This is a genomic window from Streptomyces sp. Act143, from assembly GCF_003143935.1.
Classification (GTDB): domain Bacteria; phylum Actinomycetota; class Actinomycetes; order Streptomycetales; family Streptomycetaceae; genus Streptomyces.
Genome location: NZ_QFRX01000001.1, coordinates 2165820 through 2178941, shown reverse-complemented (window position 1 = coordinate 2178941; position 13122 = coordinate 2165820). Strand labels below are relative to the sequence as shown.

The window sequence follows — 13122 nt, the reverse complement described above, 5'->3', positions numbered from 1 at the left end:
CGGCCCAGAGCGTCCAGCAACGTGGCTGCGGCCGGGCGCAGGCGGCCACGCTCTCTCGCAGATCGCGGCAGAGGCTCTATCACCGGAGAAGAGGACGCGCCATGCTCGATCTCAGAGGTGTGTCAGTGATGGCGATGCTGGGCGGGATTCTGCTGCTGACAGGGTGCGAGGAGCCGGCGGCTTCGCACGCCGACTCGGGCGCCCCCTCCTGGCCGCCTTCGGCCACTTCCTCTGCACCGGCAGACCTGCCTTCCGCCGTCCCTGCCGACACCACGCCCAAGCTGCCGCGCGCCGCTGCCTCCCCGACCGGGGCCGCGGCATCGCCCAGGCCCACCGGAACGGTTACCTCGGCACCTCACTCCGGCTGCCAAAACCTGACCGCCACCAGCGCGGTGAAGGCCGCCGTGACGGCGGAATACCAGCGCAGCTTCCCCCGCTTCGCCCACATCCGACCGGTGCCACAGCAGTTCTTCTACGGTCAGTGCGGCGGTGTCCGCTACGCAGCCACCCGTTTCGAGTCCACCTCCGGCGCGACGCACGAGCAACTCGTAGGCATGCAGGACGAGGGCAGTGCCACCAAGTACTTCCGCGGTACAGCCGCAGGCATGTGGAGCTACCTCGCCACCGACAGCTTCCCCCGTGCGCCGCACGGCTGCGGCGATGTCCCACAGATTCCCGAGCCCCTGGCCGCGGCCTGGGGGAACTGTCCAGTCGGGTAGTCCCCCGCAAGAACAAGGCTCCGTCATGCCGCCTGGTAACGGGCTGCGGCACCCGTGCAGGCCGGCCGCTCGGAGCGTTCCGGATCCGGGCAGTGGCTGCCGGCCGCTGGGCTGTCGGTCAATGCTGATTACGGGTGGACCAGGAGACAACTCATCGTTGTCCCGTCCGGAGCCGGCTCAGTGCCGGTTCGGGCGAAGTTTCCCGGGAGCGGTCGGGTCATGCGCTTGCGCAGGGCGTGTCCCAATAGGGGCCTTTCCTGCGACGGCAGACGCATGGCGCCGAAACCCACGGTCACGGCGGGCAGTCCTCCATGTGAGTGGTCGCTGTCGCTTGGTCAGGTTTGCGTGTGGTGCGCGGACAGGCCGCGATCGTGTGGAACATCTCGGCGGCGGCTTTGCTCTCGGTCCAGGCGAAGGGCCTGAGGGAGGGCGTGGCGGTGCTTTGTAGCAGATGGTTCCCGGTTACCGAAACCGGGCAGCGTGCGGACGATTGAAGCAGTTCGCAGCCGGAGGCGCCTTGAGGGGCATCCGGTGCGGACGCAGCGAGCAGTGTCGTGAGTCCGCGAGGAGAGTGAGTAGTTCTGTCCGCTCCTATCAAGAAGCTTTCGCCGAATGCGAAGGGCCAGGTCCGGTACCGCTTTGTGGTCGATGTGGGACGCGATCCCGAAACCGGGAAGCGTAAGCAGTTGACGCGGACGTTTGCCACCCTGAGGGAAGCGAAGGTCGCGTACGCGTATGTCACGCACCGTCGCTACGAAGGGACGCTCGTGGCGCCCAACAACATCACCGTGGATGAGTGGCTTGACCAGTGGATCGCCGAGAAGGCGGAAGACCTGGAGGAGACCACCATCAACAGCTACATGGCCACTCTGGATCGTGTGCGGAGCAAGCTGGGGCACATCCGGCTTCAGGCCCTCACCGAGGACGACGTTCGGGCGTGGATGGAGTGGGCGCTGCGTGAGGGCCGGGTCCGGAGCGGCAGGGCGGGTGCCGGCCTGGGTGTGATCTCGGTGGAGATGTCTCTTGCACGGCTGAAGGACGCGCTGAACCGTGCGGTGAAGCGGCACCTGGTCGCCGAGAACGCCGCCCAGGACGTGACGATCCCACGGAAGACGCGCAAGGCGGAGCGCCTGACGAGGACTGTGGTGGCGCCTTGGACCGAAACCGAGGTCCATTCCTTCGTGCTCGGGGTGCGGGACGATCGGCTGTGTGCCCCGCTGCTGCTCTCCTTGATGGGACTGCGTCCGGCGGAGGTCTGCGGCCTGCGCTGGTCCGATGTCGACGTGGACAAGGGCACCCTGAGCATCACCAACACGCGGACGCTGATGGGGAACAGGACGGTGGTGGAGAAGAGCGCGAAGTCCGCTGCCGGCGAGCGGCTGCTTCCTTTGCCTGCGCTGGTCAGTGATGCCCTCAAGCACTTCGCGGCGGTGCAGTCAGCGGAGGAGCTTGCGGCGGGAGTGGCGTATGAGAGCAGCGGGTACGTACTCGTGGACGAGCTCGGCAGGGCGCTCAACGGGAAGCATCTGCGCAAGAGGGCCTACGAGATCATGGCCCGGAGTCAGCTGCGGCGTGTTCGTTTGTACGACGCCCGCGCGAGCTGCCTCACGTATCTCGCGAACAACGGGGTTCCGGATCACCTCCTTGCGCGATGGGCGGGGCACAGCAGCGTCAAGACCACGAAGCAGTGGTATGTGAAGCCGGATGTGGAGGATCTTCGTCCGGCGGCGGCTGCGTGGGGAGGTCTCGCGGGGGTGCCCACCCCCGCGCCTGATGAAGACGTGAGATGTGGGAGCGTGAGCGGGTGAGCAAGACGAACGTCGAAACCCTGCAATACCGCTTTGACGGGCCAGAAGACGCCCCTGTCCTGGTCCTGGCCAATTCTCTCGCCACTACATGGCACATGTGGGACCGCCAGGTCCCCGACCTGGTCAAGCAGTGGCGGGTCTTCCGCTTCGACATGCCGGGCCACGGCGGCGCCCCCGCCTACCCGGCGGGCTCGGTCGGTGACCTCACCGCCCGGCTGCTCGCCACCCTCGACGGCCTCGGCGTGCAGCGCTTCGGCTACGCGGGCTGCGCGCTCGGCGGTGCGGTGGGGCTGGAGCTGGCGCTGCGCCACCCGGAACGGATCGCCTCGCTCGCGCTGATCGCCGCCTCGCCCCGGTTCGGGACGCCGGACGAGTTCCGGCAGCGCGGTGTGATCGTGCGGACGAACGGGCTCGACCCGATTGCCCGGACGTCCCCCGAGCGCTGGTTCACCGGCGGGTTCGCCGCCGCGCAGCCCGCGATCACCGACTGGGCCGTGCAGATGGTCCGCACCACCGACCCCGGCTGCTACATCGCCGCCTGCGAGGCGCTCGCCGCGTTCGACGTGCGGACCGCACTCGCCCACGTCGGGGTGCCGACCCTCGTCCTCGTCGGCTCCGACGACCAGGTGACCGGCCCGGCGGAGGCCCGCACGCTGGTCGCCGGCATCCCGGACGCGCGGCTGGCCGTCGTACCGGGCGCCTCCCACCTCGTACCGGTGGAGCAGCCCGCCGCCGTCACGGACCTGCTGGTCCGGCACTTCTCCACCGCCTGGCAGCCCGCCTACGACTCCACGACCGGCCAGATGGCGATCCCCGCGGCCCCCGTCAAGCCGGTCCTGGCCGCCGCGGGACCGCCGCCGCAGGCCGTGCCGATCGCCGAGATCGCCCCGGCCGCGCCTGCGCCCCAGGGCATGGGCGGGCGGCCCGACCCGTACGACGCCGGGCTCAAGGTGCGCCGCGAGGTGCTCGGCGACGCGCACGTCGACCGGGCGCTGGCGCAGGCCGACGACTTCTCCGGCGACTTCCAGGAGTTCATCACCCGCTACGCCTGGGGCGAGATCTGGGACCGCCCGGGCCTCGACCGCCGCTCCCGCAGCTGTGTCGCGCTCACCGCGCTGGTCGCGGGCGGCCACCTGGACGAGCTCGGCTTCCACGTCCGCGCCGCCCTGCGCAACGGCCTCACCCCGGCCGAGATCAAGGAGGTGCTCCTCCAGGCGGCCGTGTACTGCGGCGTCCCGGCGGCCGGCAGCGCCTTCAAGGTCGCCCAGGAGGTCATCCGCGAGGAGACGACCCCCGAGGAGTGAGCACCCGCGCGGGGAGCGCGGCAGGATGGTGCCATGACCACGAAGCTCACGAAGAAGTCGCACGCCTGCGTCCGCCTGGAGAAGGACGGGCGCACCCTCGTCCTCGACCCGGGAGGCTTCAGCGAGGAGGACGCCGCGGTCGGCGCGGAGGCGATCCTCGTCACGCACGAGCACCCCGACCACTTCAGCGAGGAGCGGCTGCGCGCGGCCATGGCGGCGAACCCGGCCGCCGAGATCTGGACCCTGCGGTCCGTCGCGGAGAAGATCTCCGCCGCCTTCCCGGGCCGGGTGCACACCGTCGGCCACGGCGACACCTTCACCGCCGCGGGCTTCGACGTCCAGGTCCACGGCGAGCTGCACGCGGTGATCCACCCGGACATCCCGCGCATCACCAACGTCGGCTACCTGATCGACGGCGGCCGTGTCTTCCACCCCGGTGACGCCCTCACCGTCCCCGACCACGCGGTGGAGACGCTGATGCTGCCGGTCATGGCGCCCTGGAGCAAGATCTCCGAGGTGATCGACTACGTCCGTGAGGTCAAGCCGCAACGGGCGTACGACGTTCACGACGCCCTGCTCACCGACCTCGCCCGCCCCATCTACGACAACCAGATCGGCGCCCTCGGCGGAACCGAGCACCTCAGGCTGGCGCCGGGGGAGAGCGCGTCGCTGTGAGTGTCAGTGGGGCCCGGTAGGTTGTCAGGCATGCGCATCGCCACCTGGAACGTGAACTCGATCACCGCCCGTCTGCCGAGGCTCCTGGCCTGGCTGGAGAGCAGCGGCACGGACGTGCTCTGCCTCCAGGAGGCCAAGCTCGCCGAGGAGCAGTTCCCGTTCGACCAGCTGCGCGAGCTGGGCTACGAAGCGGCGGTCAACGCCACCGGCAGGTGGAACGGCGTGGCGGTGCTCTCCCGGGTCGGCCTGGAGGACGTGGTCAAGGGCCTGCCCGGCGACCCCGGCTACGACGGCGCCCCCGAGCCCCGCGCCATCTCCGCGACCTGCGGCGGCGTCCGCGTGTGGTCGGTGTACGTGCCGAACGGCCGCGAGGTGGACCACCCGCACTACGCCTACAAGCTCCAGTGGTTCGAGGCCCTCAAGGCGGCCGTCGCCGGTGACGCCGCGGGCAGCCGCCCGTTCGCGGTCCTGGGCGACTACAACGTGGCACCGACGGACGACGACGTCTACGACGTGGCCGCCTTCGAGGGCCTCACCCATGTCACCCCCGCCGAGCGCGCCGCCCTCGCCGCCCTGCGCGAGGCCGGCCTCTCGGACGTCGTCCCGCGCCCCCTGAAGTACGACCACCCCTTCACGTACTGGGACTACCGCCAGCTCTGCTTCCCCAAGAACCGCGGCATGCGCATCGACCTGGTGTACGGCAACGAGCCGTTCGCGAAGGCCGTCACCGACGCCTACGTGGACCGTGAGGAGCGCAAGGGCAAGGGCGCCTCGGACCACGCGCCGGTGGTCGTGGACCTGGACGTCCCGTAGCTCACAGCAGGGTCAGGTCCACCGCCCCCGCGAGGGCGGCGAGGCCCGCGTCGCCCGGATGCAGATGGTCCCCGCTGTCGTAGGCGGGCAGCATCCGGGCCGGGTGGTCCGGGTCCCGTACGACGGCGTCGAAGTCGAGGACGCCGTCGAAGGCGTCGGAGTCCCGGATCCAGGCGTTGACCCGGACCCGCTCGGCGTCGGCGGCGGCCGTGCAGCGCGCCTCGCCCTCGCAGGGCAGGATCGTCGCCGCGAGCATCCGCAGCCCCCGCACGTGCCCGCGGTCGGCGAGTTCGCGCAGGCCGGCGATCACCTCGTCGGCCGAGGCGCCCCACCGCACGTCGTTGACGCCCTGGAAGACGACCGCGGTACGCGCCGAGGTCTGCGCGAGGACGTCCCGGTCGAACCGGTGCAAGGCGCTCACGCCGCCGGTGTCGGAGGAGACGCCGTCGCCGGGATAGCGGTCGGTGACCACGCGGTTCGCGGAGATGCCCTGGTTGAGCACGCCGTAGTGCGGGACCTCGTCCTGGGCGAGCAGCCGGTCGGCGAGCACGTCCGGCCAGCGCCGGTCGGCGTCGACCGTCGACTTCTCCCAGTCCGTGATCGAGTCCCCGAGCAGCACCACCGACCCCGGCCCGCCGCCCACGTCCACCCCGGTCAGCAGCGGCCGGCTCGTCAGGACCGTGGTGTACGCGGTTCCCGCGACGTCCGCCGCGTGGTCGCCCGGCTCACTGACGTACGACCGCTGCACCCCGAGCCGGTGCACGGGCGCCGCCGCCACCGTGCCCGGCAGGTGGAAGCTCACCAGCAGACTGCTGTCCGCGGGCACCTCGAAGTCGAGCGGATCGCTGAACGCCTGTGCCCCCGCGGCCACTTCGACACCCGCCGCACCCCGGAAGGCCACCGCCACCGGCACGTCCCGCGCCGCCGCGCCCGCCGCCCGGACCGCCACCGTGACGCTCCCGATCCGCACCGGAGCGGAGGCGAAGGTGTTGTCGAACCGCAGCCGCACCCGGGGCCCGCCCACCGAACTGTGCACGACGAGCCGCAGCGTACGGTCGCTCCACGGCCCCACCGCCGGATACCCGCCCGTCGCGGCGGCCCAACTTCCCGTCCAGCCCGGTGTGGTGGCCCGCACGGACACCGCGAACACATGCAGCCCCGGCGCGTCGGGCAGCCGCACCGAGGCGACCCGGCGCCCGCGGACGACCGGCACCGTCACCACGTACAGCCGTGCCCGCACGGCGAGTTGGCCGCCGGGCGTGTTCACGTGCGGCAGCGCCACCGCCTTGGTGGCGAGTGGACCGGTCCGCCAGTCGGGGGCGGTCAGGCGGTACGAGGAGGTCGTGCCGTTCGCGTACGACACCGTTCCCGCGCCGCTGACCTCTGTGCCGGTCGTGCCCGCCACCAGGAAGGCGAGGGCGTCCCCGCGGCCGGTCATCCGCACCGACTGCCCGGCGGCGCGCACGTTGTCCGGCTCGCCCGGTGCCCGGCGCGGCCACGTCAGCGGCGCCCGCTGCACGGTCAGCGTCCGGCCCGGCGTCCAGCCCGCCGCCGTCAGGTCCCGCGCGGACAGCGAGGCTCCGGCGCCGTCGAAGTCCGCCTCGCCCGGCCGGGCGTCGTCGCTGACGGCGATGTTGTCGAAGAGCCGCTCCAGCGGCTGCGGTTCCACCCCGCTGCGCACCGTCACCGTCGGCTCGGACGTCACCGCCCGCACCGGCCCGGCCGGTGTCAGCGCCGCGAACAGGGCGAAGGCGACGACGGACCTGCGGACACCTCGGCGCACTTGGTTCCCCCGTTCACGACCGGTCAGGACGAGACGCACGACGCACGGCGAAGTTAGGGAGGCCCGGGGGGCGCGTCAACGCGCCATGCGCGAACTCGGCGCGAAGTCGCCCGGAATCGACTGCCCGCGCGCCTGTGGTGCGTACGCCGGTACGAGTGACACGCTGAGCGTATGAAGATCCCTTTTCTGGGCAACCGGCGCGAGGAACCCGGCGCGCACGACGCCGAGGGCATCGCCGAACTCCTCGCCGAGTGTGAGCTGCTGCGCCATCAGGCGGCCCGGTCCGGTGTCCAACTGGACGACACCGTCGCCTCGTTGGAGGAGCTCGACCAGCTGGTGCCGCGGTGGCGGGACGACGCGGAGGTGCTGGAGTGGCTCGGCAACGACGCCGGGCTGTACCTCGGGACGGTGATCGTGCGGACCGTACCCGGTGCCCGCTGGGGCATCCGGTCCGACGGCCAGCCGGTGATCAGGCTCGCCTCCGGGCGGGAGTTCGACGTGGTCGCCGAGGGGCACGAGTGGGCGGCGAGCGGCGTGCCCGAACTCTCCCAGCTGTACGCCGAGGTGGCGGAGGCCTGACCGCTCCCCATAAGTGGGGCGTAAATACGGCTAATGCCCGAAAAGTGCGTGTCGTGTATTAACCCCACTGTTGTCTGGATAGGTTGCGGCAACCGCGACACAGCTGAGAGTGGGTAGGGCTGGGCATGGCCGTCGATCCGTTGATCGAGCTGCGTGACGTCAACAAGTACTTCGGGGAACTGCATGTCCTCCAGGACATCAACCTCACCGTCGGCAAGGGGGAGGTGGTCGTGGTCATCGGCCCGTCAGGGTCGGGAAAGTCGACACTGTGCAGGACGATCAACCGGCTGGAGACCATCCAGTCCGGGGAGATCCGGCTGGACGGACAGCCGCTGCCGGACGAGGGCAAGGCCCTCGCGGGGCTTCGCGCCGAGGTCGGCATGGTCTTCCAGTCCTTCAACCTCTTCGCCCACAAGACGGTCCTGCAGAACATCTCGCTGGGCCAGGTCAAGGTCCGCAGACGCAAGAAGGACGACGCCGACCGGCGCGCGCGTCAGCTGCTGGACCGCGTCGGCCTCGCCGACCAGGCGGACAAGTACCCCGCGCAGCTCTCCGGCGGCCAGCAGCAGCGCGTGGCCATCGCCCGCGCCCTGGCCATGGAGCCCAAGGCGATGCTGTTCGACGAGCCGACCTCGGCCCTCGACCCGGAAATGATCAACGAGGTCCTGGAAGTCATGCGGCAACTCGCCCGCGAAGGCATGACCATGGTCGTCGTCACCCACGAGATGGGCTTCGCCCGCGCCTCCGCCAACCGCGTCGTCTTCATGGCCGACGGCCGCATCATCGAGGACCGCGCCCCCGACGCGTTCTTCACCCACCCTGAGAGCGACCGCGCCAAGGACTTCCTCTCCAAGATCCTCAAGCATTGACGGGGCGGCGCCGCCCCTCGACTACGATGTGCCGTTCATCCCTGTGATGACGGCGATCTCGCCGCTGCCCGGTGGGGAACCCCCCACGGCCCCGAGACCGCAGGGGGACGGCAGCTCACAAGAGCCATACCCGCCCGGCGCGCCGGCCGGAGATCACTGCTCGCGGAGCGGAATCGACACGTACGACGGGTCGTTCTCCGGCGAGGAGAAGGTCAGCTGCGCGCCGGACGGGTTGTGCTCGATGTAGAGCGGGTCGACCGTGTCGACGACCAGGGCGAGCCGGTGTCCCGCCGGGACGTCGTAGGCCGTGGAGTACAGCTCCAGGTCGACGCCGAACGGCCGGCCGGGCGTCCGTCCGTGGAAGGTGTACGGCGCGTTGGAGACCAGCCTGCCAAGGCCGAGCGGCCCCACGTCGTAGAGGTAGGCGACGAGGGTGCCGCTCTCTTTGGTCGGCGTGACGGTGGTGTGCAACTTCGCGGTGCCGCGCACCTGTTGGGCCGTCGTGTACTTCGCCGACTGCCACACGGCCGCCCAGCGGCGGGGGAGCAGCGGGATCGAGGCGACCGGGGGGAGCTTGGCGACCTGGTCGAGGATGCTGGACAGGAAGACGACACCGCCGTCCGCCCCGGAGTCGACGTTGGTGTGGATCGTGGTCGTGCCGGACAGGGCGAGCTTCTTCGTGGTGGCGCCGACCGACTTCCAGTCCGGGTAGCCCTCGTAGCCGCCGGTGGAGCGGGACTTGAGCTGGACCGGCAGCTCGCGGTTGATGCCGTTGTCCGTGCCCTTGAGGTAGTGGTCGAACCAGCGCCCGGTGTCCGTCCACACGTCGTTGGGGAGCCCGAAGAGGCCCGTCAGCTCGGCGGTCGCGTGGTCGCCGGGGCGGAACTCCAGTCTCTTGGGGCCGGTCAGCTTCTCGTAGAAGTCGGCGTACTGGTTGGGCGGGAAGACCGAGTCGCCCCAGGCGTTGGCCATCATGACCGCCGCGCCGTTCTTGTTCAGCTGGTCCACATATGTGGCGGCCGAACGTTTCTTTCCCCAATCGATCATGTCCTGTTCCCTGGACAGGTCGGAGGCGTAGAAGTGGTCGAAGATGTCCCGGAGTTCGGCGCTCTGCCGGCCCGTGACGATGCTCGCGCCGTCCAGCAGACCGGCCGCCTGGACGTGCTGGGTGCGGCCCGAGTAGATCGAGTCGATGAGGTCGGCCCAGCCGCTGAGCGCGGCGACCGCCTTGACGCGCTGGTCGTGCGCGGCGGCGAGCAGGCTGATGCCGGCGCCGTACGAGACGCCGCCCATGCCGATGTGCGCCGCGTCGGAGGGGGTGTTGGCGAGCGCCCAGTCGATGACCTTGGAGGCGTCGGCTATGTCGGGCGGGCCCGCGACTTCTATCTGCCCGCCCGACTGCCAGAAGCCGCGCACGTTGTAACTGACCACGATGTAGCCGGAGTTAGCGAGCTTCTGCGCCTGGGCCAGGTATTCGGCCTGGGGCAGGCCCCAGCTCGTGGGGAACACGATCAGCGGGTAGCGGCGCGAGCTGTCGGCGCCCGCGGGCGTGATGACGTTCGCCTTGAGGACGGTGCCGCCGTCACCGGCGATGTCGACGAACCGTATGCCGCCGGTCGAGGCCTGGGCGGCCGGGGCGAACCCGAGGGCGCTTCCGGCGATCAGGGTCGCGGAGACGGCGCCCACGGCGGTCGTGCGCAGGGCCTTGCGATGGTGTCCCACGGGTCACTCCTCACTCGTGTCAGTGCAAAGTGACCAGACGGTAACCTCGGCTGTTTACCGGAAGTAACCCGTCGGTAAGTTACGTGGGAGTAACGATTGGTGTGGTGTGAATGAATTCAGGAGGCGCGGTGCGAGTTGCGGGGAGCGGCCGGCGCCGGCAGGGCCGTCTGCGCGGCTCGCGTCACGTCCGCGACGAGTTCGACGACGTCCGGACCGTACGCCGCCGAGTTGACCACCTTCAGCAGCAGCACGAAGGAGTTGTTGCCGTACTTGCGGCTCAGCCGCTCGTGGTTGCGGGCGAGGTAGCGGGTCGCGGCCTGGTTGGTGATCGCGGTCTGGCCGCAGAAGAGGAACACCGGCCGGGCGTCCCGCGGCTGGTCGACGGTGAGCCGGGCGAGCAGGACGTGCTCGGTCCGGCCCGGCTCCACGCGGTACCGCTCGGTGCCGATCTGGACGGCGCCCCGGTCGGGGCCGGGCTCGGCGTCGACGTTGACGCGCACGCCGGGCAGCAGTGAGGCGAGGTGGGCCGTCATCCGGCGGTTCGACGCCGGGCCGCCCACGCAGAACTCGGTGCGCTCGCCGAAGCCCTGCCGGGCCGCGTCGTGCGGGACTATCTGGGCGTGGGCGTTGCAGTCCTTGATCAGGGCCGCGAGTTCGAGGAGCGCGAAGACGTCGTAGCGCATCACCGTCAGCTCGGGGCCGGCCGCGCCCCGGTTCACCACCAGCAGGGACTCGGAGTTGTCCGGCAGCCCGAAGAACGCCTGCTGGCGGCGGAGCTTCCGCCGCCAGAGATAGGTCCGGGCCAGCCAGCCGAGCGCGGCACTGATGCCGGCGGCCAGCACGCCGAGGACGATGTTGCGCACGTCGTCATTCATGGGCGCGCATGGTAGCGGGGATACGCAAACCCGTGTTCGAGGACGGCTGTTCACGGCGGTCCTGACGAGGGCGGGGCATTGCAATAGGCTGCGCGGACGGCCTTTTAGTGGAGGTGCGCATGCGTCGTCCTGTCGCGCGGAAACTGTCGGTCCTGGCGGTCTCGGCCGCCGTGGTGTCGGTGGGGGCGGCAGCGCCGCCGACGGCCGCCACAGCACCCGCCCCGACACCCCCGAAGGTGCCGGTCGCCGTCGGCTACGGCGGCGCCGTGGCCAGCGTCGACGCGGACGCCTCCGCCGCCGGCATCGAGGTGCTCCGCAAGGGCGGCAACGCCGTCGACGCCGCCGTCGCCACGGCCGCCGCGCTCGGCGTCACCGAGCCCTACTCGTCCGGCATCGGCGGGGGCGGCTACTTCGTCTACTACGACGCCAAGTCCCGTACGGTGCACACCGTCGACGGACGCGAGACGGCCCCCCTGACCGCCGACGCCGACCTGTTCCTGGAGAACGGCCGGCCCCTCGCCTTCGCCGACGCGGTGAGCAGCGGCCTGAGCGTCGGCACCCCGGGCACGCCCGCCACCTGGGCGACCGCACTGGACAAGTGGGGCAGCAGACGGCTCGGTACGGTCCTGAAGCCGGCCGAGCGGATCGCCCGTGACGGCTTCACCGTCGACGACACCTTCCGCGCCCAGACGGCCCTGAACGAGGCCCGCTTCCGCTACTTCCCCGACACGGCGAAGCTGTTCCTGCCCGACGGGGCCCTCCCGGTCGTCGGCTCCACCTTCAAGAACCCCGATCTCGCGCGCACCTACGAGGAGCTGGGCAAGAAGGGCGTCGGCGCGATCTACCGCGGCGATCTCGGCGAGGACATCGTCGACACCGTGAACCACCCGCCCGTGGACCCCGCCTCGGGCTGGAACGCCCGCCCGGGCGACCTGTCGGAGAAGGACCTCGCGGCCTACGCGGCCAAGCTCCAGAAGCCCACGAAGACCTCCTACCGCGGCCTCGGTGTCTACTCCATCGCGCCCTCCTCCTCCGGCGGCACCACGGTCGGCGAGGCCCTCAACATCCTGGAGAACACCGACCTTTCGAAGGCGAGCGAGGTGCAGTACCTGCACCGCTACATCGAGGCCAGCCGGATCGCGTTCGCGGACCGCGGGCGCTGGGTCGGCGACCCCGCCTTCGAGGACGTACCGACGAAGGAACTGCTGTCGCAGACGTACGCCGACTCGCGGGCCTGCCTCATCAAGGACGACGCGGTGCTCACCAGCCCGGTGGCACCCGGTGATCCGCGGCATCCGGCGGCCTGCGCATCCGGCGGCACGGCGGCACCGACGACGTACGAGGGCGAGAACACCACGCATCTGACGGTGGCCGACAAGTGGGGGAACGTCGTCTCCTACACGCTCACCATCGAGCAGACGGGAGGGAGCGGGATCACCGTTCCCGGGCGCGGGTTCATCCTCAACAACGAGCTGACCGACTTCTCCTTCGCTCCGGCCAGCCCGGCCGTGCACGACCCGAACCTGCCGGGGCCGGGCAAACGGCCGCGGTCGTCGATCTCGCCGACGATCGTGCTGGACCGGCACAACAAGCCCGTGGTGGCGCTGGGTTCGCCGGGCGGCGCGACCATCATCACCACCGTGCTCCAGACGCTGACGCAGTTCCTGGACCGGGGGATGCCGCTGGTCGACGCGATCGCGGCACCCCGGGCGAGCCAGCGGAACCAGACCACCACCGAGCTCGAACCAGGGCTCTACAACAGCGACTTGAGGACCCGGTTGGAGGCCATCGGGCACGGGTTCCGCTTGAACGCCGAGATCGGGGCGGCCACCGGGGTGCAGCGGCTGCCGGGTGGGAAGTGGCTGGCGGCCGCCGAGACCGTGCGGCGGGGCGGCGGGTCGGCGCAGGTGGTCGTGCCGGCTCCGTAGTCGTGTCCGGGGCGCGGGGGCTGGTCGCGCCCGCGCGGCGGTAGCCG

General features: G+C 70.8%; 11 protein-coding genes. 8 read left to right on the top strand and 3 right to left on the bottom strand.

Annotation, left to right across the window (positions count from 1 at the left end; translation table 11 throughout):
- Nucleotides 1–101 precede the first annotated feature (101 nt).
- The 5 genes from DI272_RS09725 (at nt 102) to DI272_RS09705 (ending at nt 5319) form a co-directional block, all read left to right on the top strand.
- On the top strand, nt 102–719 hold the full coding sequence (locus tag DI272_RS09725) for a hypothetical protein (RefSeq protein ID WP_109494963.1): 618 nt from the start codon (nt 102–104) through the stop codon (nt 717–719).
- Nucleotides 720–1360: 641 nt separating this feature from the next.
- Nucleotides 1361–2527 (top strand): site-specific integrase, encoded by a 1167-nt coding sequence (locus DI272_RS09720; protein WP_109494962.1) that lies wholly within the window; start codon nt 1361–1363, stop codon nt 2525–2527.
- Nucleotides 2524–3831 carry a 4-carboxymuconolactone decarboxylase gene (gene pcaC / locus DI272_RS09715; protein ID WP_109500761.1) on the top strand — a complete coding sequence of 436 codons (1308 nt, stop codon included), beginning with the start codon at nt 2524–2526 and terminating at the stop codon, nt 3829–3831. The genes DI272_RS09720 and pcaC overlap by 4 nt, the downstream gene beginning before the upstream one ends.
- Before the next feature lie 33 nt (nt 3832–3864).
- A complete protein-coding gene (locus DI272_RS09710; RefSeq protein WP_109494961.1) occupies nt 3865–4506 on the top strand; it encodes an MBL fold metallo-hydrolase in 642 nt (213 codons plus the stop codon).
- Nucleotides 4507–4536: 30 nt separating this feature from the next.
- Nucleotides 4537–5319 (top strand): exodeoxyribonuclease III, encoded by a 783-nt coding sequence (locus DI272_RS09705; RefSeq protein ID WP_109494960.1) that lies wholly within the window; start codon nt 4537–4539, stop codon nt 5317–5319.
- Nucleotide 5320: 1 nt separating this feature from the next.
- Here the strand turns inward: DI272_RS09705 and DI272_RS09700 are convergent, their stop codons facing one another.
- Entirely contained in the window at nt 5321–7102 is a 1782-nt protein-coding gene (locus DI272_RS09700; RefSeq protein WP_375138035.1) for an SGNH/GDSL hydrolase family protein, read from the bottom strand.
- 171 nt (nt 7103–7273) lie between these two features.
- Between DI272_RS09700 and DI272_RS09695 the strand changes: the two genes are divergently transcribed.
- A complete protein-coding gene (locus DI272_RS09695) occupies nt 7274–7681 on the top strand; it encodes a DUF6278 family protein (protein WP_109494959.1) in 408 nt (135 codons plus the stop codon).
- A gap of 125 nt (nt 7682–7806) precedes the next feature.
- Nucleotides 7807–8550, top strand: a complete 744-nt coding sequence (locus DI272_RS09690) for an amino acid ABC transporter ATP-binding protein (protein WP_109494958.1) — start codon at nt 7807–7809, stop codon at nt 8548–8550.
- Nucleotides 8551–8703: 153 nt separating this feature from the next.
- Here DI272_RS09690 and DI272_RS09685 read toward each other — a convergent pair whose 3' ends face one another.
- Nucleotides 8704–10272: a CocE/NonD family hydrolase gene (locus tag DI272_RS09685; RefSeq protein WP_109494957.1), complete on the bottom strand. Its 1569-nt coding sequence runs from the start codon at nt 10270–10272 to the stop codon at nt 8704–8706.
- Nucleotides 10273–10388: 116 nt separating this feature from the next.
- Nucleotides 10389–11147: a hypothetical protein gene (locus tag DI272_RS09680; protein ID WP_181387134.1), complete on the bottom strand. Its 759-nt coding sequence runs from the start codon at nt 11145–11147 to the stop codon at nt 10389–10391.
- A gap of 119 nt (nt 11148–11266) precedes the next feature.
- Here DI272_RS09680 and ggt point away from each other — a divergent pair, with 119 nt between their 5' ends.
- The gene (gene ggt, locus DI272_RS09675) at nt 11267–13075 is read left to right on the top strand and encodes a gamma-glutamyltransferase (RefSeq protein WP_181387133.1); all 1809 of its coding nucleotides are present in this window, start codon (nt 11267–11269) and stop codon (nt 13073–13075) included.
- Nucleotides 13076–13122 lie beyond the last annotated feature (47 nt).

Bases quoted from the DNA above. Each gene is read 5' to 3' on its own strand.
- DI272_RS09725 (WP_109494963.1), top strand. From the start codon at position 102: ATGCTCGATCTCAGAGGTGTGTCAGTGATGGCGATGCTGGGCGGGATT.
- DI272_RS09710 (WP_109494961.1), top strand. From the start codon at position 3,865: ATGACCACGAAGCTCACGAAGAAGTCGCACGCCTGCGTCCGCCTGGAG.
- DI272_RS09705 (WP_109494960.1), top strand. From the start codon at position 4,537: ATGCGCATCGCCACCTGGAACGTGAACTCGATCACCGCCCGTCTGCCG.
- DI272_RS09695 (WP_109494959.1), top strand. From the start codon at position 7,274: ATGAAGATCCCTTTTCTGGGCAACCGGCGCGAGGAACCCGGCGCGCAC.
- DI272_RS09690 (WP_109494958.1), top strand. From the start codon at position 7,807: ATGGCCGTCGATCCGTTGATCGAGCTGCGTGACGTCAACAAGTACTTC.
- DI272_RS09680 (WP_181387134.1), bottom strand. From the start codon at position 11,147: ATGAATGACGACGTGCGCAACATCGTCCTCGGCGTGCTGGCCGCCGGC.
- ggt (WP_181387133.1), top strand. From the start codon at position 11,267: ATGCGTCGTCCTGTCGCGCGGAAACTGTCGGTCCTGGCGGTCTCGGCC.